Here is a 25996-nt window from a genome sequence, read left to right as displayed (position 1 = left end):
CTATGAGCACCGCCAACCGCATTGTCCTTCCCGCTATGGACATGAACGTTTCCGAAGGCGGTGAAATAGAGCAGTCGGAAATCGACCACTATGTCGCGCGTGCCGCCGGCGGAGCCGGACTTGTCATCACCGGCGCATGCGCTATCGCCTTCCCTTACGGAGCGGCCTCGATGAAAGAACCGGGACTGTCAGAGGACAAATACATCCCGGGCATCAAGGCACTGGCCGACGCCATCCACGCTGCAGGCTCCAAGCTGTGCATCCAGTCCACCCACCATGGCAAGGTAGCGCGCGTAGACACCGCCAACGGACGTCCAGTCATGGCGCCGAACAAGCCGGACTACAGCTACTCCATGAGCGCGCTGGCCGACTGCACCCCCGAGGAACTCGCGAAGATGGGTGCTGCCACCAAGGGCAAGCAAGCCAGCTACCACGAGATGGCCCAAGAGGACATCGACTGGCTGATCGCCGCATGGGCCGACGCGGCAGAACGCGTAGCCAAGGGCGGAGCAGACGCCATCGAGATCCACGCGGCGCACGGATACATCCTTGGCGTCTTCTTGAACCAGCGCGATAATCTGCGCACCGACCAGTACGGCGGCTCGCTGGAGAACCGTGCCCGCCTGGCCTGCCAGGTCATCGCCGCCGTCAAGGAACGTGTGGGAGATTCCTTGGCGATCCTGGTGCGCGTAGCCGGAGAGGAATACGGCCAGGAAGGCGCGTTGAACCTTGCCGAATCCATCGAGGCGTCCAAGATGTTCGAAGCCGCAGGCGCTGACGGCATCCACGTGACCGGTTGGGGACGCAACCCCTTCGACAACTTCACCGACGGGCCGCTGCCGAACAAGGTCGGGGCCTACCTGGAGAATGCCGCAGAGATCAAGAAGCATGTTTCCATTCCGGTGATCGCCGTGGGCCGCATGCTCCCGGACATTTCCGAGAAGGCGATCGCCCAGAACAAGGTGGACTTCGCTGCCATGGGACGCCAGCTGCTGGCCGACCCGGAGCTTCCCAACAAGCTGCGCGACGGAAAGCTTGACCAGGTGCGCCCATGCATCAATTGCTACCTGTGCGTGGCGGAGAACTTCTTCGATGACACCCCGTTCTGCGCAGTGAACCCGGCACTGGGTAACGAGAAGCTGCTGCCGTTGAAGCCGGCAAGCGCCTCGAAGCATGTGGTTGTCGTTGGCGCGGGCCCTGCGGGCATGGAGAGCGCACGCGTGCTCACCGAGCGCGGGCACCGGGTGACCATCGTCGACAAGGCCGACCGCTTGGGCGGAACCATGTGGTTCTCCACCATGACCACCCCGGATAACGAGCGCCTGCTGCGCTGGTTGAAATCCGAGCTCAAGCGCCTGCGGGTTGCGGTGAAGCTCAATACCCCAGCCACCGCGGAAACCATCCGCGGGCTGAACCCCGACCACGTCATTGTCGCTACCGGCGCCGTGCGCCCGAAGCCGGACATGCCAGGCGGCGACCTGCCCAACGTGCAGACCGGCGACACCCTGCGCGCCATGATGCTGGGTACCGCTACAGCCGAGGAAGCCGGACTGGTGCTGAGCACCATGGGCAAGCTCGGACGGCTCTCGGGCTTGACCAAGTCCCCGGAATTCGTCCGCCAGTTCACCAAGTTCTGGCTGCCGATGGGCAAGGACGTTGTAGTCATCGGCGGCTCGCTGGTGGGACTGGAACTGGCCGAGTTCCTGGCCGAGCGCGGCCGCAACGTCACTCTGGTCCATGAGAGCCGGCAGCTGGGCTTGCCGCTGGCCATGCCGCGCCGCTGGACCGCCGTCAAGGAGACTCTCGCGCATGGCGTCAAGATCCACCGCAATGTCTCGGTCACCCGCATCACCGAGAAGACCGTGGAATGGACCGAAGGCGAAGAGCAGTTCAGCGCCCCGGCCGACATGGTCATCTACGCCGATGGCACCACCAGTGCCGCGCCGGTAGCCGATCAGCTGCGCGGTGCCGGATTCAGCGTCGATGTCATCGGCGATGCCAGTGCGGTCAACTACATCCACGGTGCCGTGCATTCGGCGTGGAAGGCCACCGCCGACCTGTAGTCCGATGCAACTTGCACGCCCATAGGCAGCGGGCCAGCAGCATCCGGCGGATGCTGCTGGCCCGCTGCCTGTCGCGAACCCTTGTCCCATGGCAGGCCCAGTGCTTGAATGGGGCAATGGGCCTTAGAATGCTTACCCCCGCCGCGGCGCAGGTTGCCGACCTCGTCGATGAGCTCGCCAGCTGGCAACGCGATGGCCTGCCCCTGCAGCTGCATCCCGGGGATGTGGGCTGGTACGCAATGCGGGGTCTGGAAATCACTGCGCAAAGCCTGCGGGTCTGGGCGGATCGCGAATCGATTTATGCCATTGGCCTGCTCGATGGCCCGGATCTCATGCGAATGGCCCTGCATCCGGACTACGTCGGCATCCAGCCGCTGGCCGAGCAGATCCACACCGACCTCCTCTCGCCGCAACAGCGGATCTTCCCTTCCTCATCCGCCAGCATCGAAGCCCGCGGCGCGACGGCCTTGGGCCAGGTCCTGCAGGCCAACGGGTGGGTTCCGGGCGAAGCATGGACTCCCTTGCGCCGTTCGCTGGACACTCCGGTGCATCTGCCGGAGCTTACCTTTCGGCGGGTCGATTCCGCCCAAGCCAGCCAATGGATGGAAGTCCACCTCAATGCCTTTCGCGGCGCCGATTTCTCAGCAGAAGACTTGGCGCGTGCGGTGCAGCGCTGGCATACCATGGCCAGTACTCCCATCTATGCCCAGGGGCAATGCCTGACCGCCTATGACAGCGACATGAACCCGCTGGCTGTCGCAGCGGTCTGGTCTGCTGGTCCCGGACGGCCAGGGCTGCTGGAGCCCATCGCGGTGCATCCGGCATCCCGCGGCCAGGGGTACGGCACGGCGATCAGCCTGGCGGCCGCTGCAGAACTGCGATCCATGGGAGCATCCAGCGCCTTGGTATGCACTGCCAGCGACAACACTGCCGCCGTTGCCACCTATCTCGCCGCCGAATTCATTGCCGATAACGAATCCTGCGACTGGCATCGCGGGAAGAACGAGGAATCATGAAAGTCTCCGAGCTCCTGTCAGACTTGGCCCAGCGGACAATTGACGCGGCACGCGCGCTACCGAAGCTGGGCAATGAACAGCTCAACGCGCACCCGGGCAACCACCCCAACTCCATTGCATGGCTTCTATGGCATTCAGGGCGCGAAGCAGATATCCAGCTCTCGGCGCTGAGCGGTCAGCCTGAACTCTGGGAGCAGTTCCGGGACCGCTTCAATTTGGGCGAGCTCGGCGATTCGATGGGCTTCGGGCACAGCGCCGAGCAGGCTCGCTCGATCATCGTCAACGACCAGCAGCTGCTCCTGGACTATTTGGAGGCGTGCTTTTCCGCGCTCGGCGGCTACGCCTCAAGACTGCGCGAGGACGAACTCGACGAAATCATTGATCGAAGCTGGGACCCGGCGGTTACCCGTGGGGTGCGCTTGGTATCGATCATTGACGACGCCTCGGTCCATGTCGGGCAGGCTGCCTATGCCGCTGGCGCCTTGGGCTAGGCTGCAGGCAGGCTTTTGGCCCTCTTGGCGATCCACCAGAAGATCACCAGCTGGAGCACCAGTACGATAGCCGAGATGCCGGCATCGCCCCATCCCATCGAATACCCAGCCTGCAAGGTCCCGATTCCACTGGCTAGTGGGTAGAACAGCGGCCACAACACCGCGAGGTTGCGCATCATGGCAAAGGCAATCGCGAACAAGATCGCGAAAACACCGAATCCTGCTGCAGCTGCCACCGGAACCGAACCGAGGTGCTGAACCATGAAGCCGAGGCCAGTCAGCGCAATAGCTGGCAACCATCCGAAAGCGCGTTCCCACCGCAGATACAACCATCCAAAGACAAAGAACGGTTCCCACAAGACCAAGAAGTTCGCCGCCAGATGGCTTGCGATATCGGCGCCACTGGCGTTGGCCAAGGTGACCAGCTGGTAGGCGGACCCGGCACCCAGCACCAGGGAAATAGCGAGGGATGCCAGCAGGAGTTTTCTCGTGATCCCCACCCCTGCAAGAGTCTCTCGGCGCCGGTGCAGCACCGTCCAGAGAGGGACAAAGGTTCCGAAGACCAAAATGCCGAGCCAGAGAAAAAGGCTATCAATCGCGGTCCCCGCGTAGTAGCACAGGGAAAACGCCAGCAACGTGGCCAAGGCAATGAGCGTATCGGCTTCAGGTCGCCACGCGAATGCACTCCGACGGTGATCCATGGCTGTTTCAGATCGAGCAGAAAAAGCATTCATGTTGACGTGCCTCGGTGCCGTGGGTGGTTTAGCTGGCTCCGTCCGAGAATAGCAGTTCCTCAACCGTCCGATCATAAAAAGCATGAACAGATACGGAATTGAAACAAAATACTACTTGCAAATATTGCAACTAGTTGCAAAGATTGAGGCATGAGCCAAGATTCCAGTTCATCCACCCCGCTATCGCCCGGCAAGGCGCAGCAACTGCTGGGCTCGGTCCCCCACCGCCCCCGCCGCGAATTCAAGGCCGTCGATCACGCGATAGCGATCTTGGTTGTTGCCGCATCATTGGCGGCAGGACTACTGGCACTGTCCGGATACGGTTGGATCTCCATAGCGCCAGCAATTATTGCCTTTTTGTCAGCGAATCACTGGTTCGCTGCGCGGCAGCGCCGCATCAATGAACCGCGTTATCCCGGTGCCCGCACGATCCTGGCCATTTTTGCCACCTGGTTGCTCCTGCCTATTTGGCGAAGCATCGTCCATCATGAAACCGCACCTTGGCCTGAAGCGCTGCTGCTGGGAGGCTTCGCACCGATGCTGTGGCTTGGCTACTATCTCTTCCTGTTAATTCGGCGCTGAGCTCCATGAATTACCAAGAACTTGATCCCTTGCTTCTGGCGCCCAAAAGATTCGTTACGCTGGCGCATCTGAGCCAAGTAGAACAGGCGGATTTCGCTGGACTCCAAGCAGCCACGGGGCTGTCCACCGCCGACCTTTCAAAGATCCTCAAGGATCTGGAAAATCGTGAACTAATCCACCTGTCAAAGGAACGCAAAGACCGCTACGGCATCACCCTCGTGTGCCTGTCGGAGAGTGGCCAGCGCACCTTCAAGAAACTGATGAAAACTCTCAACCGTATTGCGGGAGAATAGTGCGGGGCACCTGATGCCTTCACGCTTCAAGGAAAGAACTCATGAAACTCGTTATTATCGGTGGCAACAGCGGAACCGGCGCTGCGCTGGCTAAACTCGCTCGCCAGGCATCCCATGAAGTTACCGTCGTCTCGCGAAGCGGTTCCCGCACCGCGCATGGGCAAATAAATCAGCTCAACGGCGATGCCTCTGATCCTGAATTCGCGGTGCAGGCGATTGCCGGCGCCGACGCCGTAGCTATCACCGTGGGTGGCAGCAAGGGAAAGAAAAATGCCCGCACCAGCGTGACACGCAGTGTTATCCACGCGATGCAGGCGAACGGTCCCCAGCGCCTGCTGATCCAGTCTTCCCTGGGCGCCGGAAACTCCGGTTCGCAACTTCCCGGCGTCATCGGTCTCATCTCCAAAATGCTATTGGCCAAGCCTTTGGCCGACCACACCGAGCAGGAAAAGCTAGTGGAAGATTCTGGCTTGGATTGGAGCATTGTGCGCCCCACCGGATTGGGCAGCAAGCCTGCCCTCGGCAAGTGGACCGCACTGCAAGTTGGTGAACCAGGCCGGCTGGGTGGAAGCATCACGCGTGATGATCTTGCCGCGTTCATGCTCGAAACACTTCAAAGCAACCAGAGCATCAGCAAGGCCTACGGCATCAGCAACTAATTCGGCTGCGGAAAGCCAGGGGCCCCTGACGCCCGTTTGGTGCGGGCCAGTCCCGGCAATGCCGGAGCCTGCCGCCAAGGCGAAATACCCTGACGGCAGATTTTCCAAGTATTCACAGAACTGAAATGTCCTGGGAGGTGCCGGACTGTGCCCGGGTTGCCGTTCCTCGTTGCAACCAGCGTGCGGCCGTCGCCCGCCTGGCGCGCACTGCCTGATCCGGGGAAGGCCTAGAGCCAAGCTCCGAGCTGCTTGCCGGACATCTCCGCCAACCACATTTGCCACAGCGGTCCGAAGCTCACGCGACGAACCCCTAGCTCACGCAAGGCTGCGAGGTCACCGGCCGGGTGCGCGTTGACTGGGTGGGCCGTCACGTTCACCGGAATGCTGACTGCTTGCACGACCTGAGCAACCTGATCGTCATTGGCCAGGGCCACCGGATACACGCTACGCGCACCAGCCTGCTCCATCAGCTTGATGCGCTCGATTGCCTCGCCCAGCGGGTCTGCGAACTTATCGGCCAGCTTCACTGCATCGGTGCGTCCGTTGATCACGAATTCGATGCCTGCTGCATCTGCTGCTTGGCGGACGCCGTTAATGTAGTCCGCATGCTCACGGCGTTCACGGACACGGCCGCCTTCACTGTGGAGAACATCTTCGATATTCACGCCGACAGCGCCCGCTGCCGCAACGCGTTCGAAGAGTTCCTTCGGATCCCGGCCGTAGCCGGATTCAACGTCAGCGCTGACCGGCACATCGACACTGCTGGTGATTCGCTGAACCGCGGCCAGATAGTCTGCGAAGTCCATCTTCTCGCCATCTTCACTGCCCAAGGCATCGGCGACGGGGTGGCTTCCGACAGTCAGCGAGGCGAAGCCAGCGGATGCCGCGATGTTGGCGCTGAAGGCATCCCACACGGTTGGCATGACCAGCAGTTCACCTGAGGCGTGCTGCTTGGCGAGGTTCTGGGCGAGAGCTGAAATTTCAGTCAAGGATATCTCCTAGAGTCGTGACGGAATCCACCCAGTCTACGGCTCGGAGTCCACGATGGAAACAACTGGAAGATGAACTCCCAGGATTCGGCATGAGCGCTGGAACCAGGCATCATTTCAATCCTATTGCTACTTGCCAGGTAGCGGTTTAACCATGGTCAAGCAGGGCGTCCCAGCTCCCCAGAGGCTAGTTTCCTCCAGGGGAAGGAAGCCCTGCTTTTCATAGAATCGCCGAGTTTTCGCGTAGCCGGCATCCGGGTGCGAAGGACCCAGGGTCTTGACCTGCAAGAGCTGCACTCCGCCGGCGAGCGCCTCGGCTTCAATGGCTGCGCACAAAGCCGAACCGATTCCACCGCCGTGGTATCCACGGTCGACCACCATCAGATGGATCTCAACGGAGTGGTGGTAGTGCCGTTCTGCCAAGAGCACACCGAGCACTGCGCCTTGGGCATTGCGAACGGTCCAGGTTTCCTTGGTCCGCGCGGACTGGATGTACTCTGCGTTTGATTCAGGTTGGCCAAACCATTCAGGAACGGTGGCAAGCAACCGCGCAACGTCGTCTGGCACGGGATGGTCCCTGGTTGCTGCAAAGCTGGATTGTTCCACGATGGCTCCTGACCGGATAGTACTTGCGCTAGCTAGATGGGGTCATGATTTCCAGACGATTCCCGAACCCGTCGCGGGCATGGAACCGCAGATATCCTTCAAAGGTTTCGCGCTCTGCCCAAGACAGTTCATAGCCCATGGAATCGATACGGCCAGCGAGGGTTTCCCACTCCTCTACCGAGTCGCAGACCATTCCAGGATGCGCTTTCTTGGCTGGAATGAATGGATCGTCTATGCCCAGATGGATTTCCGCCACAACGGCATCTGCTTTGAAAGCGCGGAACCAGCAACCTCCCCTGCCGGCAAGGGAAGGCGGCTTGGGGACTTCGATTAGCCCCAGGGCTTCACCGTAGAACCGGCGGGCTTCAGCTTCCTGGCCGCGTGGCATCGGCAACTGAACGTGATGGAGTCTCATCTGGTCCCTCCTCGTCGCTGTTGCTGCCAATATACCTGCAAGGAGACTGCCCAGGGCTAGGTTCGGCCAATATTGAAGATCAGGGTTTCAGCCCGTGCGGCGTCGCTGTCTGGATCTTCAACCCGGCGTCCTTCCGGCTTGAATCCGGTCTTTTCAAGGACTCGGATGGAAGCTGCGTTTCTCGCATCGCAGGTTGCACTGATCCGTTCCAAACCAAGATCCTCGAATCCCCGACGGAGCAGGAGTCCAGCAGTTTCGGTGGCGTATCCGTTTCCCCAGTATTCTCGATTCAGGGTGTAGCCGATCTCCCCTGCCTTGGCTTTCCGGTCGGTGACCCACACCGAAGCCGAACCGATGAGAACATCACCGAGCATGACCGCCTGCAGGACCCTATGCGGTTGCTCGAGCAGTGCATCGGCGAGAAATTCCCGGGTGTCGGCCAGTTGGTTGGGTCCCCATGTCGAGTACTGGCACACCACTGGGTCAGCGGCAAAGGCATGGATTGCAGGCAAGTCCTGCGGTTGAAAATCAGCCAAGCGTATTCCGTGCCCAGCGGTATTCCTGCCGCTGGCTGCCTGAGCATCGCGCATTATTTCTCCTTTGCAGGGCAACGCCAGTCTATGTGTTGGGGCGGACCCTATCGGGCTGGCGGGGTTCAAGTCCAAGCATGTTGCGCAGCTGTTAAGCGGTGTTGAGATTCGTTGCGTTTTTTGGAATCGTGGCACCCACATGCCCTGAACTTGGTATGTCCTCAACCGGAAGGAGAGCCTCGTGCTCGCACTGACCGACCAAGCAGCATCGATCGTGACCGCGATCGTCACCAACCAGGCCGAGGAAGAAACCGCTGGTCTGCGCATCATGCAGGCAGACAGCACCCACCCGGAAGATGCCGCTTTCGGCCTGCAGATTGTCCCCGCTCCCGAAAGCACCGACGGCGTCGTGGCTTCCGAAGGCAGCCCAGTCTACGTGGATGAAGCGATTGCCGACGCTTTGGAGGGCAAAGTACTCGACGCGGCGGTGGATGAGCAGGGTGGCGTAAGCTTCCAGCTCCTTGAGCAGGGCTAATTCTGCACCCTGCCCTTTAGCTTTGGCTGCGGGGGTCGTCCTTCGGGACGGCCCCGCAGTTCGTTAACAATCTCCCTGCACCGGTACGCTGGACGGATCATATTTGCAGGCCAGATGCCCCGCACCCTTGTATATTGCGACGCAGTGCGTCATCGTTCAACTAAGGGAAAGGGGAAAGCAGTGGAAACGCGCGCGGTACGCAAGCATGAGTGGGCGACGATTCCGAACGCCATCACGATTATTCGCTTTCTCCTGGTGGTTCCCATCGTCGGCTATTTGCTGGCCGATACCGAACCGGCACTGACAGCGGTTCTGCTTCTCGCCTTCGGCCTGAGCGACTGGGTTGACGGGTTTATTGCCCGCAAGTTCAATCAGGTTTCGCATCTGGGCGTCCTGCTGGATCCCATAGCTGATCGTTTGGGCATCGTGGCTATCGCGATCGCCCTGGTGGCCAATGGGGCGATCCCCTTATGGGTTGGCCTGGCCATTTTCATCACCGACCTGATCCTGCTGTGCACCTATTTCTTCTTGCGCCTGGGCTCCCCGCCAGCTTCCACGTGGCTGGGAAAGATCCGCACCGCCATCATGATGCTGGGGCTGGCCTGCGTGGCGTGTGGCAGGATCCCCGATTTTTCGGTGCTGGCAACACCGGGCGTAGCCATTTTGACTGCCGGTACGGTGCTGCATTTATTTGTCGGGTTCGGCTATCTGCGCATCATGCGTGCTTCTGCCAAAGAGCAAGCTGCATCGGCCAGCTAGTCGCGGTTTTCCTGCTGCATTGCTCCGGCCAGGAGCGTCAGTTCGGGTATTCGCGGCTTCCACAAGGCTGCCCGGCAGGCAGTCAGTTCCCTGAGCTGCGTTGAGGCCAGCTCTTCAAGTGCCCGGATATAGTCGGGAACAATTTCGCGTGGCAGCCGCAACCCCATGGTCAGGTGCGGGGTCCACCGCGGTCCCCGCCCATCGGGATTCAGCGCGCTGATTTCCCGGGCTGCCATTTCCAAGGCATCCGTGGTTTCCAGCAGCCACGCAACCGTCTGCTTGCGCTTTGTGCCAAAGACAATAGTGCCCACCCGTTGGAAGCTCGCGGGGATGAGCGCAGGCAGTAATTCTGCCGCCCGCTGCGTCACGACCTCGCTCATGCTGGGCGAAAAGGTAATGGTGATATGCGGAGTCTGGTGTTGCGCGGGGAAGCCGCGCATCTCCAACTGGGCAAAGACCTCCTGCACTTGCTGCTCCTGCTCTGCTGGAAGGTGCAGCAAAATGTTGTCCGGGGACCTACTCATCAAGGTTCTCCTTCCTCATGCTGGTGATCTGGCGCGACCACGTGCGCGCCCATGACTGCTTGTCCCCCACCGCGTAGGTGCTGATTTCTCCGGTCGGCGCATAACCAAGGCTCTTCCAGAACGGTTCAACTTCAGCAGCATTTGCATCGACTATCGAAATCCGGCAGGCGGTGATCAACGGATGATCCTGGATCACATCGAGCACCGCTTCATGGATCTGCTTCCCCAGGCCCCGTCCGTGCCTGGCACCATCGACCATGAGCAATCCGATGTGGACCGTATCTGGTCTGGGCCAGCCGACGATCAGATCCGCGAATCCGGCCAGTTCTTCGCCTTCCCATAGGCCAAGATCAATTTTCTGCTCGGATTGCGCCTTCGGTGGCAGGGCGCTCAATGCCTGAACTGCGGCGTCGGATGCGGGGCCGGCGCCGGTGACACGTTGGGAATATCCCGGGTTGCTTTCCATCAGCCGTTGCAGGCACGCTGAATGCTTGATGGAAAGCAGGGTAACCGGCAACTTGGAAGGTTGCCTATCCATGAGCAGTTTCCCCGTCCACTCCCCTGATCGCTTCAGCTTCGAAGATCATCAGTGGTTGCTCTCCGTTGAAGCGGTTCTTCTGCCAGTCACCCCAAATTGCGCGAATATTGAACCCTGCGGCAACTAGATCTGCACTGATCTGCTCGGCGCTGCGGAAAGCCAGGTCCAGCTTTTCGACCAGTACTTCCTGCGAGTGCTCAATCTTGACATAGGACGTCAAGCGCACGAGTCCCACGCTGGTTTCTTCCGCATCGCACCATTCGGTCAGCGGACCGAATTGCGTGTCCCGGGTTACTGCTTCTTCGTCATTCCATGTCTCCCAGGCGCGAGTCGATGGGTTCCTGCTTTCAAAGGCCAGCACGGCCCCGGTCGCCGCGGCAGCGCGGAGTTGTTTCAGGGTTTGCGCCCACTGCGGATCCGGGATGTGCTGGGCTACGTTGCCGGTCATCATCATCAGGTCAAAGGGCCCGCCGTCGATTGCCGAAGCGTCGCCGTCAATCCATGTGACTCGCTCAGCGTTGGGCCGTTGCCTGGCGTAGTCCATCATTACCGGTGAGCGGTCAACTCCAACGACAGTTCTTTGCGCAATGGCAAGCGTAACCGTCAAAAGGCCGGTGCCGCAGCCTAGATCCAGAATCCGGTGCGCTTTGGTTTCAGCCGCTAAGGCACGGTAATAGTCATGATCCGGTCCGTCGGGATTATCCGTATCGTAGAGCGCAATGATTCGTGGATCGTAGTCAGCGAAGCTCACTTGGGCCTATTCCGTTCTCAAAATTTCCGTCGAGGTGCAGTGTGCTCCATCAATTCTTGCATTGCCTAGATGCAGCCCGCCCATTGGCAAGTACTTCCATCAGGCGTGTTCAATTCGCCGGACACCACGCCGAGTACTCGCGCCAACACCGAGGGCACCGCGCTCCTGCTTTGACCTTCCAGGACTCCAGCCTTGGCAAAGCGCGGAACCGAATTGGTTGCCTTCCATGCCCTGTCTCCACCTGGCAGCACCCGGAATCACGCCACGAGTTGACCGCGGCCTTGGGCACCGCAGGTCCAGCGGAGGCCGGATGAGTCCCGGCAATGGTTGCAGGCTTCCCGAAGCAAAAACGATCAGACGGTCTTGTGCCCGTGACTCGGCGACGTTTAGCAGGTCCGGGTTGGGGTCGCTGAACCTGGACTGGGCGCTATTCCGGTCGCAGGCAATTTCCCGGCTCGCTTCGCCCGCGCATCCGTTTTCCGTTCTGGAGCATATTCCCCAGCCAAGCCGCGCCTATCGGTAGCGAATTTGGAGCTAGTGGCATTTTCCCAAGCCAAGCGTGGCAATTGTGACCTAGACAACCGTTGATGAATTGGGCATTGTTGGTTCAGCAGACGTTTCCTGTCAAAAACTTCCTGGAGGAGCCCATGCCCGAGGCCTACATCATCGATGCGCTGCGTACACCTGTCGGACGCCGGGGAAAGTCTCTGGCGCATATGCATCCGCTGGACCTCGCCGCCGCGCCGCTGGCCGAACTGGTGAACCGCAACAACATTGATTCCGAGCAATACGATGAGGTCATCCTCGGTTGCATCGACCAGCTGGGACCCCAGGCAATGGACATCGCCCGCAACGCATGGTTGGCCGCCGGCCTTTCCGAACATGTCCCCGGGACAACGGTAGAACGCCAGTGCGGCTCCGGGCAGCAGGCGATCTCCTACGCGGCCCAAGCGGTCATGAGCGGAAGCAGCGACCTCGTGGTTGCCGGTGGCGTCCAGTCCATGTCGAGCATTCCGCTGTCCTATTCCAACTCCGCCGCCAAGGACTTCGGCTTCCCCGATCCCTACACCGGCTCCACGCTGTGGGCGTCCCGCTACGGCAAGCAGGAAATCTCGCAGTTTCGCGGCGCAGAGATGATGGCAGAACGCTGGAGCCTCACCCGCACCCAGCTGGAGGATTTTGCTGTGGCCTCCCATCAGCGGGCATTGAACGCCCAGGCGCAAGGCTACTTCGACCGCGAGATCCTCGCTTTGGATTCCCTGGCTGCAGATGAGGGGCCACGCCCCGTGGTCCGCGCCAAGATGCAGTCATTGGCACCGATTGCCGAAGGCGGTGCGCATACGGCAGCCACAGCATCGCAGATGTCTGACGGCGCCGCGATGCTGCTCATTGCTTCCGAGGCCGCGGTCAAACGCTATGGGCTGAAACCCCGCGCCCGCATCCACCACATCTCGGCCCGAGGCGATGACCCGGTCATGATGCTTTCGGCCCCGATCCGCGCCACCAAGCATGCCCTGGCACGCGCCGGGATGGGCATCGAAGACATGGACCGCATTGAAATCAATGAGGCCTTCGCCGCGGTAGTGCTTGCCTGGCAGCAGGAAACCGGCGCCGACATGTCCAAGGTCAACGTCAATGGCGGCGCCATCGCCCTGGGCCACCCCATCGGTGCCACCGGTGCACGGCTGATGACCTCCTTGCTCCATGAGCTGGAACGCAGCGATACCCGCTTCGGCCTGCAGACCATGTGCGAGGGCGGCGGCCAAGCCAACGTCACCATCATCGAACGCCTCTAGCTACCCGCACCCGCCGCAAAGGAAACTACCATGAGTGCATTGCGAGCCACCTCGGCGATGAATTCCGATGACCAGAACACCATTGGCGCGCTGCTGCGCCGCTCGGTGGCCCGCTGCCCCGCGGACAATGCTCTGGCCTTCGGGGAACGGAACTGGACCTACAGCCAGCTGGCCGACGGGGTGAATCGGGTGACTGCCCGGTTGCGGCAGGCAGGCCTGCCGGCCGGTTCGCGAGTTGCTGCCTATGCAGCGAACAGCGACGCCTATGCCATCTTGTTCCTCGCCTGCGCCAGTGCCGGGTTGGTCCACGTGCCGGTGAACTTCGCGCTCAGGGGCGACGAGTTGCGCTACCTGCTGCACGATTCCGGGGCCGCACTGGTCATCGCCGATGAGTCACGCCTCGAACTGGTCCAGGAACTGCGCGATGCCGGCGGCCTGCAGGCAGTCAAGGATGTTTGGCCGCTGCTGCCCGGAACCGGAAACAGCACCAGCGTGCTGGAAACGGCGATGGATGAAAGCGTGGAGGCCGCGCCGCCTGGAGCTGCGGTGGCCGGCACGGATCTGGCCCAGCTGCTCTATACCTCCGGAACCACCTCGGCACCCAAGGGCGCAATGATGACCCATTCGGCGCTGGTGGCCCAGTACGTCTCAGCCATTATCGCCCTGGATCTGGAGGGCACGGACCGGCCCCTGATCGCGATGCCGCTCTACCACTCGGCGGCCATGCACGTGTTCCTGCTTCCCTATCTGTCATTGGGTGCCAGCATCCGCTTGCTCGCCAAACCCGATATCGGCGAAATCCTGGAACGCGTCGAATCCGAACGCATCGGCTCGCTGTTCTTGGCCCCCACCGTCTGGGTGCCTCTGAGCAATCACCCGGATCTGGACACCCGCGACCTGGGCTCGCTGGCCAAGGCGCAGTACGGTGCCTCGATCATGCCGGTAACCGTGCTGGCCCGCTTGCGCGACCGCTATCCGCAGATCGGGTTCTACAACTGCTTTGGCCAGTCCGAGCTCGGCCCGTTGTGCACGGTGCTGCGCCCCGAGGAGCACGATGCACGCCCCGCGTCCTGCGGCCGCCCGGTGTTCTTCATCGAAGCGCGCGTGATGACCGCCGAGGGGAAGCTCGCCGATGCCGGTGAGCCCGGAGAGATCCAATACCGTTCTGCACAGGTCATGAGCGGCTACTGGAACAAGCCGGCGGAAACCGAGCAGGCATTTGCCGACGGCTGGTTCCGCTCCGGGGACCAAGTGGTCAAGGACCAGGGCGGCTACATCCAGGTGGTGGATCGCATCAAGGACGTCATCAATACCGGTGGGGTGCTGGTAGCCCCGCGCGAAGTGGAGGACTGCATCTACGAATTGCCCGAAATTGCGGAAGTCGCGGTGGTGGGCATCGATGATGAACGCTGGATCGAGGCGGTGACCGCGGTCATTGTGCTCAAGGCCGGCGCCACGCTCACCGCCGTAGAGGTGCGCGAGCACGTCAAGTCCAAGCTGGCGCACTACAAGGTTCCCAAGCGGGTGGACTTTGCCGCACAGCTGCCCCGCAACCAATCGGGCAAATTGCTCAAGCGCCAGCTGCGTGCCGAACGCAACAAGACTTCGGGCGGCACCCATTGACCCGGGACCCATGGGCACCCTACGACCTGGCCTCGGCTTTGGACATCGATTATCTATCCGCTTTCGATGCTGCCACCGACGAGGATCGCAAGCATTGGGCCCGCGCCCGGCACTACGGAGTAGAGATCCTGCCCAGCATCAACCAGCATTGGGAGAACGCGCATTACCCGCTGGATCTGGTTCGCCGCATGGGCGAACTCGATTTGTTCACCGACGGTCTTGAGATTCCAGGCCACGCCCACTTCTCCCCGCTGGCCGCGGGCCTAGTGGCCATGGAGCTTTCGCGCGCAGACGGTTCGATGGCCGCGGCCGCCGCGGTGCAGGGCGGCCTGGTGCTGCGCAGCCTGAAATTCTTCGGCAGCCCCGAACAGCAGGAGAAGTATCTGGAACCCGTGGCCTCCGGTGAGCTGCTCGGTGGTTTCGCCCTCAGCGAGCCGCATCATGGCTCGGACTCTGTTGGCCTGGATTCCAGTGCCCGGCGCGACGGGGATCACTGGATCATCAATGGCCATAAGAAATGGATCGGCAATGGAGCCGCCGGAGGCATCACCATTGTGTGGGCACGCGACGTCGCCGACTCCCGGGTCAAGGGGTTCATTCTCGACCAGCAGGCCCCTGGCTACGAGGCTTCCCCGGTGCGCGGCAAGGGCGTGCTTCGCGCGATCGAACAGGCAGAGATCCGGCTCACGGACGTTCGCGTTCCTGAATCCGCCAGGCTCACCGGGGCCGGCGCATTCAAGGATGTCTCGCGGGCACTGGTTGAAACCCGGGTGAATGTTGGTTGGTCGGCGCTAGGCCATGCCCAGTTCGTCTTCGAAGCGGCCCTGCAGTACGCCAAGCAGCGCACGCAGTTCGGCAAACCCCTGGGCGCGCACCAGATGGTGCAGGAACGGCTGGCGCAAATGCTCGCCGAAATCACCAATATGCAGTTGCAGTGCGTGGCCGTGGCCGGCGCCCAGGCTGCCGGCCGGTTGAAAGACACGCAAGCTTCGCTGCTGAAGTACCACAACACCCGGGCTGCCCGCCGGGTGGCAGCCACCGCCCGCGACCTGCTCGGCGGCAATGGAATCTTGCTGGAAAATCACGTGATTCGCCATTTCGGCGATATCGAAGCCTTGCATACCTATGAGGGAACCGAGTCTGTGCAGGCATTGATCCTCGGCAGGGACCTGACCGGATTCAGTGCCTTCGGCTAGTTTCGCGGAGTACGATAACAACGAATTACCGAATCCACGGGGCCAACGCCCGAAGGGACGTCCATGCCATACCTTGTTGATTTCAAAGACGTATCCACCCAGGGTCTTGAGACTTCGCCTGTTGCTGACGCGCTGGCAGGCTTGCGCGCCAACGAAGCGCGCTATCTGAAGAACAAGTTCAACCACGACTTTGCCGTGGAGCAAGCAGACGACGCAAGGGAAGCCATAGCTTGGGTGCACACGATTCTGGCGCAGGAACGCGACTTGCACATCGCATCGAAGCCATTGCAGGCAGCTGTGTTCGAGGCGGATGGCGCCAAGCGCGCCTACGTCTTCTACGCGTCCGGCTTGTCCATCAATGTTCTCTACGGCCTGGATCCCGGCGAGAAGCGCGCCGTGGGCTTCAAGCTTTCCGATGGCATGGCTGTGCCCAGCGAGCTGGAAGGGAAGTTCAAGTTCGCTCGCCAGAAGTCCAAGCTTGCAGGGACCATCCGCGGCTCGTACTTCGTGATCAAGAACGAATACTGACATTTCGCCCATTCCGCCGCTGCCCTCAGTCGAGTGCCGGCCATGAGGTCATTTCGTGCTCTGGCTTCATGCGCCGCGCTTTCCTGGTTCCTTCGCGTTACCCGGCAGCTGCGCGTAGGCATCTTTGGCAGCTTCGAGAAGGAAATCGGCAGGCCACAGTTCTTGCAGCTCTGCAGGGAACGCAATGTCCTTGATTGCCGCACCCTTCTCATGAGCCGAACCCAGGGTCGTGGCGAGCAGCTCGAAGCAGTGCATTTGCCGAACGACGAATTCCCGGTCGACGGGCTCTCCATGGCCTGGAACAATCACGTCTCCCGGCTGGATGCGCGCTAGCAGGGATTGGAGCACCACAGGCCACTTCATCGGATAGGCGCCCGAGCCGAACATCGGTGGACCAGACTGCTCGATGACGTCGCCAAGGAACCACGCCTTGGCATCAGGAATATGGATCGCAAGGTCGGTGTCGGTATGCCCGGCACCCAGCGGGATCAGTTCAACTTCCCGTCCGCCTAGATTTGCCGTGCAGGGTTCGGCCAGCAAGTGGCTAGGCGGCGTCAGCGTTACACCGCTCCAATTCATTTCAGGTTCGAGTTCCGTCGAGCGCTGCACCATTTCAAGCCGGGGCTTCTCGAACTGCTCGAAGTGCGCGGGGATCCGGTGATGGCCGTAAATCGGGATTCCCCGCTGGGCAAAGAGCTGGTTGCCGAAGGTGTGGTCATAATGCGCGTGGGTGTTGATCACGGCAACGATTGGCAGTCCGAATTGCGTTGTGGCTTCGTCAAGGATTTCTTGTGCTTCGGGTGCGTTGTTGCGGGTATCGATGATCGCCACGCCTTGCCCGCCGAGCACCGCGCCCACGGTAATATCCAACGGATCATATCTGCGCTGGAATACTCCCTCGGCAACGTGCTTCCAGGGTCCTTCAGCCATCTTTTCCCCTCGTGCCAGCCTTGCTTGGGCTATAGCCCCGCCTTCAGCAACTGCTTCCAGCGCTGCGGCATGGGTGCCTCGATCACCAGTTCCTGGCCATCGGGCTTGGGAATCACCAGCTTAGTCGCATGCAGGAACAGCCCGCGACCCCCAAGCTGTTCGACGCGGCGGTTGAACTTCGCGAAGCCATACCGGTCGTCTCCTGCAATCGGATGGCCTTCGCTTTGCAGGTGGACCCGGATCTGGTGCTTGCGCCCGGTCATCAGTTGCACATCCAGAATGGTGGCGCGCTGGCCTACGCGCTGCTTCACGGTGACATGTGTTTCGGCTCGCTGCCCGTTCGGATCAACCACGACCTTGTCGGCACGGCGCAGCAGCGGCGAGTGGATCGATTCGGTCTTTTCGCTCCAATGCCCTGCAACGAGCGCAAGGTAGTGGCGTTCTATCTCCTCTTCGCTCTCCCGAAGCATCTCATGCAGGTAGCGCAGCATGCTCGGGGTCTTCGCCAACACCAGCAGCCCGGAAGTATCGCGATCCAGCCGGTGGCTCAATTCCAGGTCCGGCAGCTCGGGGCGCAACTGGCGGAAAGCTTCGATAACCCCCGCAGGAATATCGGTTCCCCGGTGCACGGCGACGCCGGCAGGTTTGTCAATCACCAGGACGTCTTGGTCTTCGTGCAGGACGCAGTTGCGTAGCCGCTTGAGCAAGGGTGCCGGGACATCGAAGGCTGGTGCCACGCCCTGTTCTGCATATAGCGCCGGCAGCGTGATCTGGTCGTTTACGGCTAGCCGGTAGCCTTCCTGGACTTTCCTGCCGTTGACACGCAGTTGCCCTTTGCGCATCAGCCGGAAAAGCTGCCCGGCGGGCACCGTCTTGAGCTGGACCCGGAGGAACTTCTCGATCCGCCGGCCAGCATGCCCACCGTCGACAAGGATGGTGCGTGTCTTGGAATCAGACTGCTGTTCTGACGCTGGCTGCTGGAGGACTCCGGACAAGAATTATCACTCCGTTTATAAGGCCACATCCAGTGGTGGATCATGGCGTCGCCGCTTTCGACGAGTCATTTGCAAGGGACTTCCGGGAGCTGCCGCCCCCGAATTGGCCAACTTTCATGGTACCCCGATGCCGTGAGCCGGTACGAGCAAAGGCGCTGTTATGAGGACTGAACTCACACCTCGCCCGGCGCTCATCGAGCCATAGCGTTCGCTCGGCGAACCGATGAACAGCCCTGGCCCTCGCGTTGCAGCAAGGGTGCAACGGGTGAAGGTACCGCACCTCCAGAACCTGCCGGGCTCTTCGAAGCCCCGGACCTGTTTTCAGCCCAGGAGTCGCTTGCCACCATCTCCATGACTAGGCTGGGTTCATGGCCACAGTAATCCTTGTGCGGCACGGACGCACTACCGCCAACGCCACCGGCGTACTGGCCGGACGCACCCCCTCAGTATTCCTCGACCAAACCGGCGAAGAACAGGCGATTCGTACCGCCGAACGCCTAGCAGCGCTCCCCTTGGCTGGCGTTGTCTCAAGCCCGCTGGAACGCTGTGTGCAGACGGCGGAGTTCGCCATGCAACGGCAAAGCCCAGCGGCGCATTTGCTGATTGAACCCGAACTCTCGGAATGCGACTACGGCCAGTGGCAAGGCCGCACGCTGCAGGACTTGGCCGCCGAAGACCTCTGGAAAGCAGTGCAGTCAGCTCCGTCCTCGGTGACCTTCCCGGATGGCGAATCCATGGCCGGGATGCAATCCCGGGCAGTAGCAGCCATCAGGCGCCATGACGCGGCCATCGAGGCCGAACATGGTGCCGGAGCAGTATGGGCAGCCTTCAGCCATGGCGATATCATCAAATCGATACTGGCTGACGCGCTGGGAATGCATTTGGATCTGTTCCAGCGACTGAATGTGGGCCCGGCTTCCGCATCAATTGTGCACTACGGGACCGGTGCGCCTCGCGTGTATTCCATCAACACCGACGCCGGAGACCTCTCCTGGCTAGCCCCAGGAATCAAGACAACCGACGCCCCAGTCGGCGGCGGAGCAGGACACTAAGGAGAGCGAAATGACGGCAACAGTCAACGAATTCAATTGGCCAGACCGCATTGTCATTGGCACCATCGGCGAGCCCGGGTCCCGCACCTTCTACCTCCAGGCAAGAGCCGGCAAGGAACTGTCCAGCATCGCCTTGGAAAAACAGCAAGCCGCGGTGGTTGCCGAGATGATTGACGAGATTCTCGATCAGCTCTCTACCGTCAAGGGCAACCCCTTCAGCGTTCCCGAACATACTCCGGTGGAACTGGTTGACAACGATCCGCTGGAAGAAGTCAACGAGTCCTTCCGGGTGGGTTCCATGAATCTCGGATGGGATGCCACCGTAGCGCAGGTAGTTCTGGAAGCCTTCTCCTTGAACGAAGAAGATGAAGCCGACTTTGATCCAGATGGACCGGGCGCGCTCCTGCGCGTGCGCATGCCCGTAGGCACTGCACGCGCTTTCGCCATGCGCACCCATGAGATCGTGGCTGCTGGGCGGCCTATGTGCGCCAACTGCGGTTATCCGATTGATCCGGATGGGCACACTTGCAAAGATGAGAATGGCGAATGAGCTCTCCCGATCTGCTGACCGCGCAGCTGGAACTCACCGGCCGCATCACCACCGCCTCCAACGCAACTTTCCTGGGCAGCATCGGCGAGAACAGCGTGGTCTACAAGCCCATTGCTGGCGAGAAACCCCTCTGGGATTTTCCCCATGGCACCCTCGCATACCGCGAAGTTGCCGCCTTCCTCGTATCTGAAGCCCTGGGCTGGAACCTCGTCCCGCGCACTTGGCTGCGCGAAGGGCAGTTTGGCGAAGGCATGGTGCAGCTATGGCAAGAAGTTGATCGAGGACAGCACCCAGTGGACATCGTAGCCGCGGACATGGTGCCAGCTGGCGGTTGGAAGACCATTCTGCATGGGCAGGATGAATCGGGGCGGCAGATGACCTTGATCCACGAGGATACACCTGCGCTGCGGCGCATGGCGGTCTTCGATGCACTGGTCAACAACGCAGACCGCAAGGGCGACCACGTTCTAGCCATGCCCGGTGGCCACCGCTACGGAGTCGATCATGGGCTCTGCTTCAACGCAGAGCACAAGCTGCGCACCGTGCTTTGGGGTTGGGTTGGCCAACCGCTGGGTGAAGAAGAACTGGCCGGCCTCCGAACAGTCAGCGATGCCCTGGACGCAGAACTTGGCCAAGAACTGACCAACCTGCTAGACGATGAAGAAATCGCGGCGCTCGCCGAGCGCTGCGCTACCCTGCGCAGCGAAGGGCACTTCCCTGCTCATAGGGGGCAGATGCCCGCCGTGCCCTGGCCGCTCTTCTAGAACTCCGATTCCTATTGACCCCAGGACGGCAGGCAAGCCATCCTTGGATTCTGATAGCAAAGGCAGGTCGCGCATGGGAACGGTTGAAGCCAACGGTGTGGAGCTCGGTGCCGAATCCTTCGGCAGCAAAAGTGATCCATTGGTTCTCCTCATCGGCGGAACCACTATGCTTGCTTGGCCAGATACCCTGTGCCAGGCTCTGGCCGCTGGCGGGCGCCATGTGGTTCGCTACGACCTGCGGGATTGCGGTGAATCAACGGCCGGGAACCCGATGAAACCCGATTACAACCTGCGCGATCTGGCCTCGGATGCCGCAGCGCTGGCCAGATTACTGGATAACCGTCCAGCGCATGTAGCCGGTATCGGAGTCAGCGGCATGATCGCGCAGATTGCGGCGCTGGATCATCCCAAATCATTTGGCGCCCTGACGCTGATAGGCACACGACCAGTAGCTCCCGGTCCGGTAGACAAAGATTTGCCAGATCATGACCAGGCAACCATGGGCAAGCTGTTTTCCCGCCCTATGCCGGATTGGGCAGACCGCGCGGCCGTTGCCCAATTCTCCGCCGAGGGTTCGCAAATTCTAGGCAATGATCCAGAAGTTGCCATGGACTTGGCCTCCCGCATCTGGGACCGTACGGCCAGCGCAGAGCCCGAAGCCCATCTGGCAAACCAGATCGGGATCGTCTTTTCCAAGCTGGACTGCACTCCGCGCTGGCGCGAGCGGCTGTCCGAGCTCGATATCCCCACCTTGGTGGTTCACGGTGCAAAGGATCCGTTTTCCCCGTCGGCAACGGTATAGTGCTAGCCGAAGAAATCCCGAACGCTTCCTTGCTCGTCCTTGAAAACGCTTCAACTGCCATTCCGTCTTCGGCGATCTCCGAGGTAGCTTCTTCGATGCTGCTGCTCTAGGAACGTAGCGATGCAATTCCTAGTCACAGGGCAATATAGGCTGTCCCCATGGATAACCGACCTAAGCGAGTCCCAGGCGGAGAACTTCGACCTGCTGAACTAGAGCTGCTGGCCTTGCTCTGCAGCGGCACAGATGCTGAATCAGCAAAGGCTCGACAGCAACTGAAGTTTGCGCGTTGGGGCGGCTACCAGTTCAAAGAATGCGAGTGCTTCTCGATTTCCTTCACAAGCAAACTCGATTGCCAAAGCGTCCGGCATGGTGGTGGCCCATTCTCCACTGTTCTCGTTTCAAAAGATGGCAAGGAGCTGGGGCATCTGGATCTCTGGGTTGTTGCCGGATACCTGCATTCAGTCGATTACATGCCGTTTGAAGACGATCCCGGGCACCTGCCAACGGCGGAGAATTACACGTTGGAATTCAGCGAACGGAACTAGGCTTCAGCACTTGCGGGCAGCTGTTCTCCACTGTCCCGAGGCATGCGTCTTTACTTGCCTGCGGGTCATTTCAACCAGCCTGGTTGCTGCCGATCAGGGCGCCATCACTGGTGGCGATTAGACGCGGAAGGCCGCAAGGATGCCAGTCGTGGAGCACACCGTGGTTCTCGTGCGCTGGCCGCGTGGCATCCTCCGGCTACTACTTCTATGCGCGGCGTGGGATTCGGTCTAGTATTCGAGGCACCTATTCATGCCTTCGAGAGGTTTCTCCATGTCATTTCAAGCCTATCTGGACACCATAGAAATGAAGACCGGGCTCACTGCTCGCCAGCTGATCGAGATCGCCCGTGAGAAAGGCCTTGGCCAAGAAGGGGTCAAAGCAGCAGAGATCCTGGCATGGCTCAAGGAGGACTACCAGCTGGGCCGGGGCCACGGCATGGCGATGGTCCATGTCATTCAAAAGGGACCGAATATCTCCAGCAAGCACGTTGGATCCGGAGGCAAGCACAATGACGAATCAGATGTTCTGTGGCTCGACGGCATCGCAACTAAGCCTTCCAACTGAACCAGCCGAAAGGCAGGGGCTATAGTTCCGGCTCGGAGTACTCGGTTCCAGTGTCTTGCCGTTGGTCGCGTACCGCAGTGATAGCGGATGTAGCAAGAGCAATTGCTATCGCGATCCAGAAGCTGCCAAGAGCCTCGGCGAGCGACCGGCCGGAAATCATGCAATAGCACGCAAGGAACAAGGCCAGCCCCAAAATCGAGATGCCAAGGTACACCGAGACTCGTAGCCAGGCTACCTTGGGAAGTTTCCTCATTCGATCTGCCTCCACTTCCCTAGCGCTCGATCCTTTTTCTTCCAACGGTATGTTGAGCTGTGGGGATATACAACATCGACCGTGAAAAATAGCCCGGGCTATCGCCAAGCCCGGTCATATCCTGCGTAGGATATCGCTTGGGCGTCACCACGCCCGCCCGCGAAGGTCGACTTCCCCTTGTGGCCAGGAAGCAAGCTGGGACTCGATGGGCAAAATGAGCAGGGGTTGGCCCGCCGGGTCGTAAAGTGCTTGTCCTCCACGGCTAATCGAACGCTCGGCAGCGGAAATCCGAGTCCATCCACACGAGCTGTAGAAAGCGGCCACCTCCTCGCGGCAACCGAGATAGCCGAACGCAATACCGCCGGCATCAACCATCGATGAAGCCACGAGATTCATCAGGATTCCGCCTAGGCCGCGGCCCCGCGCGCGCTCGGAAACCAACACTCCACCCACACCTGCAACGACAAGGTCGCGGCCTCCCACACCGATCGTGCGTCGCGCCCACCCGACATGGCCGACAACCTCGCCTTTGCACCGGGCCATGATGTGGAAATCATGCGGGGCATAGCCATATGGCAGATCCGGATCCCAGATGCCGGCATCCCGCAGGTACTCGGCATCGAACAGTCTGCGAAGCTCCGCGGCATCTTGCTCTGCCAGTTCTGCGTGCGCAACAATCTCCAGCGCAGTTTCAAGTATCGTGGCTTCGCTCGAATCGTCTGCTCGCGTCAACGACAGGCCTCCTTTTGGATTCCGGTAACTGCTTCAAGTATCAGGGGTATGCGTGGGATATGGATTACTGTCTCCTGCCATATTTCCCTTGCCAGTATCCCGCACCAATGCGCGGATCCTGCCCTCTGTCTGGCGCAGCTCATCCAGTAGTCAACGTGAAACGCGACTATACATTATCCCTGGACTCCACGAGGTTCCGGCACAGGCCAACCTCTGCTCTCGCGACCCGCAATCAGACGAGCGGCGCGACCAGCGGCACCCGCACGAGCGAGTTCGCAGGCATCCGATCAGGCGTGATCACTTCAGCCAGTCGCCGAGTCCGTACTGGCCGGGGACGCCGAGGTTCTCGCGCAACGTGGAGCCCACGTAGTCCTCGGGATAGAGGCCGCGTTCGCGCAGGATCGGCACGACCTCGTCGACGAACGCGTCAACGCCGTCCTCATAGACATCGGGCGACAGCCAGAAGCCGTCGGCAGCACCGGCCTCGAACCATTCCTGCAGGTGATCGGCGTGCACCGTTCCCGGCCCCACGGTCACGGGATGGTAGTCGATCACGCCGTGCGCGAGGATGTCGCGCGGCGACCACCCCTCGCGCGCCACCTTGAGCGCGATCCCGGAGCGCGGGTCCTGCGGCGAGGCGTGAGCGCTGGCCAGCTGTTCGGGCGTGAGCGGCTTGTCGATGCGCTCGGACAGGATCGGCACACCGATCATCGCGCTGAGGTGCGGCAGGCGCGCCTCCATGACCTCGCCTGACATCGACAGGCGCCGGTCGAGCCCTTCGCGCACCGTTGGGGACACTGTGGTCATGATACCGACGATGAACTTCACGTCGTCGGGGTTGCGGCCAGCTTCCTCGGCGGCCCGGCGCAGCGCCCTGCGCGCAGCGCGAGCCTCGTCGATCGTCCACACCTCCGTGATGAAGCCGCTCGCATAGCGCCCCGCCAGCTCGAGCAGATGCGGGCTCGGTCCTCCCGAGGTGAAGACGACGGGCTGCCCTTGCTCCGACGGCGGCAACGCGAGCGGCCCACGGGATGCGACGTACTCGCCGCTGAGGTTGATCGGCTGCAGCTTCGCGGGGTCGATGAAGCGGCCCGATTCCTGGTCCTTGATCCAGGCATCCATCTCCCAGCTGCCCCAGAGCGACTGCACGATCTGGATCGATTCATGGGCGCGCTGGTATCGCTCGGCCCGGTCCGCGACGGGCTTGCCGTAGTTCGACGCGACGAGCTGGTCGCTCGTCGTGACGGCGTTCCAACCGGCGCGGCCACGGCTCATGATGTCCAGCGTCTTGAACTGCCGGGCCGTGTTGAACGGTTCCTGGAACGTTGTGGACCCCGTGAGCACGAAACCGATGTTGTTCGTCGCTTGCGAGATCGCGGCCGCCTCCATGAGCGGATCCATGATGTTGCTGACGGTCGAATGCTCCAGGCTGCCCCGCACGGCCGGGAAGTCGGGCGTGAATACGAACGAGAAGCCACCGCGCTCGGCGGCTTGGGCGTAGCGAATGTTCGCCTCGACCTTCGAGTAGTTTCCAGGGTCGACGTGCGGTGCCCGCCAGGCACCGGGCAGGGTGCCGTAGCCGTCAGTCAGCGCCAAGCCGAGAATCATCTTGCGTTGTTCCTTGTCCATGGAACCATCATCGAACATTGACATCCATGTAAAGGTCAAATTACCTTGCCTGCAGGCCCGCGGACTCTGGCACCATGGCCGATTGCGCGCAGCCTGCGGGCGGATTCGATGAGGGCTGCCGTGGCCGGGAGGCAGTTCCGACCCGTATCCTTGACATGGATGTGAAGGAGAACGGGAATGCGGATCGGCGAGCTGGCCAATCGAACTGGGGTGCCCACGCGCATGCTCCGGTACTACGAGGAGCAGGGACTCATCACGCCGCTGCGCTGGAGAACGGGTACCGCGACTACGACGAGTATCTCGTGGAGCGCGTGCTGAAGATCCGCAGGCTGCTCGACTCAGGGGTCCCCACCCGGATCATCCGCGACATGCTGCCGTGCCTGAACGACATTGGCAGCACGATCGTTGCCGATCCCGATCCTGAACTGCGCGCGATGCTCGTCGATCAGCGCGACAAGCTGGCCGAGCGCATCGTCCTGCTCCAGCAGAACCGCGACGCGCTGACGCGATACATCGACGCGATGGATCACGCCTGACTTCCGCACGCACAA

General features: G+C 61.1%; 32 protein-coding genes. 20 read left to right on the top strand and 12 right to left on the bottom strand.

Annotation, left to right across the window (positions count from 1 at the left end; translation table 11 throughout):
* Positions 1-2: 2 nt before the first annotated feature.
* The 3 genes from ACIOJF_RS01965 to ACIOJF_RS01955 all read left to right on the top strand — a co-directional run bounded on the left by ACIOJF_RS01965 (position 3) and on the right by ACIOJF_RS01955 (position 3570).
* Positions 3-2063, top strand: coding sequence for an FAD-dependent oxidoreductase (locus tag ACIOJF_RS01965; protein ID WP_402741129.1), 2061 nt, complete (start codon positions 3-5; stop codon positions 2061-2063).
* Positions 2064-2179: 116 nt separating this feature from the next.
* Positions 2180-3079: a GNAT family N-acetyltransferase gene (locus tag ACIOJF_RS01960; protein WP_105657553.1), complete on the top strand. Its 900-nt coding sequence runs from the start codon at positions 2180-2182 to the stop codon at positions 3077-3079.
* The gene (locus ACIOJF_RS01955; RefSeq protein ID WP_332727124.1) at positions 3076-3570 is read left to right on the top strand and encodes a DinB family protein; all 495 of its coding nucleotides are present in this window, start codon (positions 3076-3078) and stop codon (positions 3568-3570) included. Before ACIOJF_RS01960 ends, ACIOJF_RS01955 begins: the two co-directional genes overlap by 4 nt.
* On the opposite strand, the gene ACIOJF_RS01950 is transcribed toward ACIOJF_RS01955, so the two are convergent.
* Positions 3567-4271: a hypothetical protein gene (locus ACIOJF_RS01950; RefSeq protein ID WP_402741128.1), complete on the bottom strand. Its 705-nt coding sequence runs from the start codon at positions 4269-4271 to the stop codon at positions 3567-3569. The two genes, ACIOJF_RS01955 and ACIOJF_RS01950, sit on opposite strands and share 4 nt — an antisense overlap.
* 183 nt (positions 4272-4454) lie before the next feature.
* Between ACIOJF_RS01950 and ACIOJF_RS01945 the strand changes: the two genes are divergently transcribed.
* From ACIOJF_RS01945 to ACIOJF_RS01935, 3 genes are read left to right on the top strand one after another with little or no spacing between them, the layout of a single operon-like run.
* On the top strand, positions 4455-4886 hold the full coding sequence (locus ACIOJF_RS01945) for a hypothetical protein (protein WP_402741127.1): 432 nt from the start codon (positions 4455-4457) through the stop codon (positions 4884-4886).
* A gap of 5 nt (positions 4887-4891) precedes the next feature.
* The gene (locus ACIOJF_RS01940) at positions 4892-5179 is read left to right on the top strand and encodes a transcriptional regulator (protein ID WP_105657557.1); all 288 of its coding nucleotides are present in this window, start codon (positions 4892-4894) and stop codon (positions 5177-5179) included.
* Between the two features lie 41 nt (positions 5180-5220).
* Positions 5221-5838: an NAD(P)-binding oxidoreductase gene (locus ACIOJF_RS01935; protein ID WP_332503777.1), complete on the top strand. Its 618-nt coding sequence runs from the start codon at positions 5221-5223 to the stop codon at positions 5836-5838.
* A 227-nt stretch (positions 5839-6065) separates the two neighbouring features.
* Here ACIOJF_RS01935 and ACIOJF_RS01930 read toward each other — a convergent pair whose 3' ends face one another.
* The 4 genes from ACIOJF_RS01930 to ACIOJF_RS01915 form a co-directional block, all read right to left on the bottom strand.
* Positions 6066-6827: an isocitrate lyase/phosphoenolpyruvate mutase family protein gene (locus ACIOJF_RS01930; protein ID WP_402741126.1), complete on the bottom strand. Its 762-nt coding sequence runs from the start codon at positions 6825-6827 to the stop codon at positions 6066-6068.
* A gap of 129 nt (positions 6828-6956) precedes the next feature.
* Entirely contained in the window at positions 6957-7394 is a 438-nt protein-coding gene (locus ACIOJF_RS01925) for a GNAT family N-acetyltransferase (RefSeq protein ID WP_332489190.1), read from the bottom strand.
* Between the two features lie 67 nt (positions 7395-7461).
* Positions 7462-7848 carry a VOC family protein gene (locus ACIOJF_RS01920; protein WP_332498454.1) on the bottom strand — a complete coding sequence of 129 codons (387 nt, stop codon included), beginning with the start codon at positions 7846-7848 and terminating at the stop codon, positions 7462-7464.
* 56 nt (positions 7849-7904) lie between these two features.
* A complete protein-coding gene (locus ACIOJF_RS01915; RefSeq protein WP_402741125.1) occupies positions 7905-8438 on the bottom strand; it encodes a GNAT family N-acetyltransferase in 534 nt (177 codons plus the stop codon).
* 181 nt (positions 8439-8619) lie between these two features.
* Between ACIOJF_RS01915 and ACIOJF_RS01910 the strand changes: the two genes are divergently transcribed.
* A complete protein-coding gene (locus tag ACIOJF_RS01910; RefSeq protein WP_105657563.1) occupies positions 8620-8913 on the top strand; it encodes a Fe-S cluster assembly protein HesB in 294 nt (97 codons plus the stop codon).
* 180 nt (positions 8914-9093) lie between these two features.
* On the top strand, positions 9094-9672 hold the full coding sequence (locus tag ACIOJF_RS01905) for a CDP-alcohol phosphatidyltransferase family protein (RefSeq protein ID WP_166650721.1): 579 nt from the start codon (positions 9094-9096) through the stop codon (positions 9670-9672).
* Here the strand turns inward: ACIOJF_RS01905 and ACIOJF_RS01900 are convergent.
* The 3 genes from ACIOJF_RS01900 to ACIOJF_RS01890 are packed head-to-tail and all read right to left on the bottom strand — an operon-like array spanning position 9669 to position 11485.
* On the bottom strand, positions 9669-10196 hold the full coding sequence (locus ACIOJF_RS01900) for a 2'-5' RNA ligase family protein (RefSeq protein ID WP_133833671.1): 528 nt from the start codon (positions 10194-10196) through the stop codon (positions 9669-9671). The two genes, ACIOJF_RS01905 and ACIOJF_RS01900, sit on opposite strands and share 4 nt — an antisense overlap.
* Positions 10189-10734, bottom strand: coding sequence for a GNAT family N-acetyltransferase (locus tag ACIOJF_RS01895; protein ID WP_332489187.1), 546 nt, complete (start codon positions 10732-10734; stop codon positions 10189-10191). Before ACIOJF_RS01895 ends, ACIOJF_RS01900 begins: the two co-directional genes overlap by 8 nt.
* Positions 10727-11485 carry a class I SAM-dependent methyltransferase gene (locus ACIOJF_RS01890; protein ID WP_402741124.1) on the bottom strand — a complete coding sequence of 253 codons (759 nt, stop codon included), beginning with the start codon at positions 11483-11485 and terminating at the stop codon, positions 10727-10729. The genes ACIOJF_RS01895 and ACIOJF_RS01890 overlap by 8 nt, the downstream gene beginning before the upstream one ends.
* Positions 11486-12132: 647 nt before the next feature.
* On the opposite strand from ACIOJF_RS01890, the gene ACIOJF_RS01885 reads away from it, so the two are divergent.
* The 4 genes from ACIOJF_RS01885 (at position 12133) to ACIOJF_RS01870 (ending at position 16628) form a co-directional block, all read left to right on the top strand.
* Complete coding sequence (locus tag ACIOJF_RS01885) at positions 12133-13281, top strand: acetyl-CoA C-acetyltransferase (protein ID WP_402741123.1); 1149 nt, start codon at positions 12133-12135, stop codon at positions 13279-13281.
* Positions 13282-13311: 30 nt separating this feature from the next.
* The gene (locus ACIOJF_RS01880) at positions 13312-14904 is read left to right on the top strand and encodes a fatty acyl-CoA synthetase (protein WP_402741122.1); all 1593 of its coding nucleotides are present in this window, start codon (positions 13312-13314) and stop codon (positions 14902-14904) included.
* The gene (locus ACIOJF_RS01875; RefSeq protein WP_332489183.1) at positions 14901-16100 is read left to right on the top strand and encodes an acyl-CoA dehydrogenase family protein; all 1200 of its coding nucleotides are present in this window, start codon (positions 14901-14903) and stop codon (positions 16098-16100) included. The genes ACIOJF_RS01880 and ACIOJF_RS01875 overlap by 4 nt, the downstream gene beginning before the upstream one ends.
* A gap of 63 nt (positions 16101-16163) precedes the next feature.
* Entirely contained in the window at positions 16164-16628 is a 465-nt protein-coding gene (locus tag ACIOJF_RS01870; RefSeq protein WP_332498457.1) for a phage tail protein, read from the top strand.
* Between the two features lie 66 nt (positions 16629-16694).
* Here the strand turns inward: ACIOJF_RS01870 and ACIOJF_RS01865 are convergent, their stop codons facing one another.
* Together ACIOJF_RS01865 and ACIOJF_RS01860 are read right to left on the bottom strand one after the other, a co-directional pair.
* Positions 16695-17558, bottom strand: coding sequence for an MBL fold metallo-hydrolase (locus ACIOJF_RS01865; protein WP_402741121.1), 864 nt, complete (start codon positions 17556-17558; stop codon positions 16695-16697).
* A gap of 29 nt (positions 17559-17587) precedes the next feature.
* Complete coding sequence (locus ACIOJF_RS01860; protein WP_402695935.1) at positions 17588-18553, bottom strand: RluA family pseudouridine synthase; 966 nt, start codon at positions 18551-18553, stop codon at positions 17588-17590.
* Positions 18554-18921: 368 nt separating this feature from the next.
* Here ACIOJF_RS01860 and ACIOJF_RS01855 point away from each other — a divergent pair, with 368 nt between their 5' ends.
* The 6 genes from ACIOJF_RS01855 (at position 18922) to ACIOJF_RS01830 (ending at position 22831) form a co-directional block, all read left to right on the top strand.
* Positions 18922-19605 carry an MSMEG_4193 family putative phosphomutase gene (locus ACIOJF_RS01855; protein WP_133833663.1) on the top strand — a complete coding sequence of 228 codons (684 nt, stop codon included), beginning with the start codon at positions 18922-18924 and terminating at the stop codon, positions 19603-19605.
* Positions 19606-19615: 10 nt separating this feature from the next.
* Positions 19616-20155: a DUF3090 domain-containing protein gene (locus ACIOJF_RS01850; protein WP_133833662.1), complete on the top strand. Its 540-nt coding sequence runs from the start codon at positions 19616-19618 to the stop codon at positions 20153-20155.
* On the top strand, positions 20152-20919 hold the full coding sequence (locus ACIOJF_RS01845) for an SCO1664 family protein (protein ID WP_133833661.1): 768 nt from the start codon (positions 20152-20154) through the stop codon (positions 20917-20919). Before ACIOJF_RS01850 ends, ACIOJF_RS01845 begins: the two co-directional genes overlap by 4 nt.
* A gap of 73 nt (positions 20920-20992) precedes the next feature.
* A complete protein-coding gene (locus ACIOJF_RS01840) occupies positions 20993-21721 on the top strand; it encodes an alpha/beta fold hydrolase (RefSeq protein ID WP_286134191.1) in 729 nt (242 codons plus the stop codon).
* Positions 21722-21879: 158 nt separating this feature from the next.
* Positions 21880-22266 (top strand): hypothetical protein, encoded by a 387-nt coding sequence (locus ACIOJF_RS01835; RefSeq protein WP_133833660.1) that lies wholly within the window; start codon positions 21880-21882, stop codon positions 22264-22266.
* A 271-nt stretch (positions 22267-22537) separates the two neighbouring features.
* Positions 22538-22831, top strand: coding sequence for a DUF4287 domain-containing protein (locus tag ACIOJF_RS01830; RefSeq protein WP_105657576.1), 294 nt, complete (start codon positions 22538-22540; stop codon positions 22829-22831).
* A gap of 397 nt (positions 22832-23228) precedes the next feature.
* Here ACIOJF_RS01830 and ACIOJF_RS01825 read toward each other — a convergent pair whose 3' ends face one another.
* A complete protein-coding gene (locus ACIOJF_RS01825; RefSeq protein ID WP_402741120.1) occupies positions 23229-23816 on the bottom strand; it encodes a GNAT family N-acetyltransferase in 588 nt (195 codons plus the stop codon).
* Between the two features lie 297 nt (positions 23817-24113).
* Positions 24114-25445 carry an NtaA/DmoA family FMN-dependent monooxygenase gene (locus ACIOJF_RS01820; protein WP_105657682.1) on the bottom strand — a complete coding sequence of 444 codons (1332 nt, stop codon included), beginning with the start codon at positions 25443-25445 and terminating at the stop codon, positions 24114-24116.
* 177 nt (positions 25446-25622) lie between these two features.
* On the opposite strand from ACIOJF_RS01820, the gene ACIOJF_RS01815 reads away from it, so the two are divergent.
* Positions 25623-25763: a MerR family DNA-binding transcriptional regulator gene (locus ACIOJF_RS01815; RefSeq protein WP_286172149.1), complete on the top strand. Its 141-nt coding sequence runs from the start codon at positions 25623-25625 to the stop codon at positions 25761-25763.
* Positions 25757-25981, top strand: a complete 225-nt coding sequence (locus tag ACIOJF_RS01810; RefSeq protein ID WP_402741119.1) for a hypothetical protein — start codon at positions 25757-25759, stop codon at positions 25979-25981. Before ACIOJF_RS01815 ends, ACIOJF_RS01810 begins: the two co-directional genes overlap by 7 nt.
* Positions 25982-25996 lie beyond the last annotated feature (15 nt).

This window comes from Glutamicibacter sp. NPDC087831 (genome assembly GCF_044742845.1).
Lineage (GTDB): Bacteria > Actinomycetota > Actinomycetes > Actinomycetales > Micrococcaceae > Glutamicibacter.
Note: the sequence above shows the minus strand (reverse complement) of the source record. Positions and strands in the feature narration are given on the sequence as shown.

Coding starts and splice junctions, on each gene's coding strand:
- ACIOJF_RS01965 (WP_402741129.1), top strand. CDS start 3: ATGAGCACCGCCAACCGCATTGTCCTTCCCGCTATGGACATGAACGTT.
- ACIOJF_RS01960 (WP_105657553.1), top strand. CDS start 2,180: ATGGGCCTTAGAATGCTTACCCCCGCCGCGGCGCAGGTTGCCGACCTC.
- ACIOJF_RS01955 (WP_332727124.1), top strand. CDS start 3,076: ATGAAAGTCTCCGAGCTCCTGTCAGACTTGGCCCAGCGGACAATTGAC.
- ACIOJF_RS01950 (WP_402741128.1), bottom strand. CDS start 4,271: ATGGATCACCGTCGGAGTGCATTCGCGTGGCGACCTGAAGCCGATACG.
- ACIOJF_RS01945 (WP_402741127.1), top strand. CDS start 4,455: ATGAGCCAAGATTCCAGTTCATCCACCCCGCTATCGCCCGGCAAGGCG.
- ACIOJF_RS01940 (WP_105657557.1), top strand. CDS start 4,892: ATGAATTACCAAGAACTTGATCCCTTGCTTCTGGCGCCCAAAAGATTC.
- ACIOJF_RS01935 (WP_332503777.1), top strand. CDS start 5,221: ATGAAACTCGTTATTATCGGTGGCAACAGCGGAACCGGCGCTGCGCTG.
- ACIOJF_RS01920 (WP_332498454.1), bottom strand. CDS start 7,848: ATGAGACTCCATCACGTTCAGTTGCCGATGCCACGCGGCCAGGAAGCT.
- ACIOJF_RS01915 (WP_402741125.1), bottom strand. CDS start 8,438: ATGCGCGATGCTCAGGCAGCCAGCGGCAGGAATACCGCTGGGCACGGA.
- ACIOJF_RS01900 (WP_133833671.1), bottom strand. CDS start 10,196: ATGAGTAGGTCCCCGGACAACATTTTGCTGCACCTTCCAGCAGAGCAG.
- ACIOJF_RS01895 (WP_332489187.1), bottom strand. CDS start 10,734: ATGGATAGGCAACCTTCCAAGTTGCCGGTTACCCTGCTTTCCATCAAG.
- ACIOJF_RS01885 (WP_402741123.1), top strand. CDS start 12,133: ATGCCCGAGGCCTACATCATCGATGCGCTGCGTACACCTGTCGGACGC.
- ACIOJF_RS01880 (WP_402741122.1), top strand. CDS start 13,312: ATGAGTGCATTGCGAGCCACCTCGGCGATGAATTCCGATGACCAGAAC.
- ACIOJF_RS01870 (WP_332498457.1), top strand. CDS start 16,164: ATGCCATACCTTGTTGATTTCAAAGACGTATCCACCCAGGGTCTTGAG.
- ACIOJF_RS01865 (WP_402741121.1), bottom strand. CDS start 17,558: ATGGCTGAAGGACCCTGGAAGCACGTTGCCGAGGGAGTATTCCAGCGC.
- ACIOJF_RS01855 (WP_133833663.1), top strand. CDS start 18,922: ATGGCCACAGTAATCCTTGTGCGGCACGGACGCACTACCGCCAACGCC.
- ACIOJF_RS01850 (WP_133833662.1), top strand. CDS start 19,616: ATGACGGCAACAGTCAACGAATTCAATTGGCCAGACCGCATTGTCATT.
- ACIOJF_RS01845 (WP_133833661.1), top strand. CDS start 20,152: ATGAGCTCTCCCGATCTGCTGACCGCGCAGCTGGAACTCACCGGCCGC.
- ACIOJF_RS01840 (WP_286134191.1), top strand. CDS start 20,993: ATGGGAACGGTTGAAGCCAACGGTGTGGAGCTCGGTGCCGAATCCTTC.
- ACIOJF_RS01835 (WP_133833660.1), top strand. CDS start 21,880: ATGGATAACCGACCTAAGCGAGTCCCAGGCGGAGAACTTCGACCTGCT.
- ACIOJF_RS01830 (WP_105657576.1), top strand. CDS start 22,538: ATGTCATTTCAAGCCTATCTGGACACCATAGAAATGAAGACCGGGCTC.
- ACIOJF_RS01820 (WP_105657682.1), bottom strand. CDS start 25,445: ATGGACAAGGAACAACGCAAGATGATTCTCGGCTTGGCGCTGACTGAC.
- ACIOJF_RS01815 (WP_286172149.1), top strand. CDS start 25,623: ATGCGGATCGGCGAGCTGGCCAATCGAACTGGGGTGCCCACGCGCATG.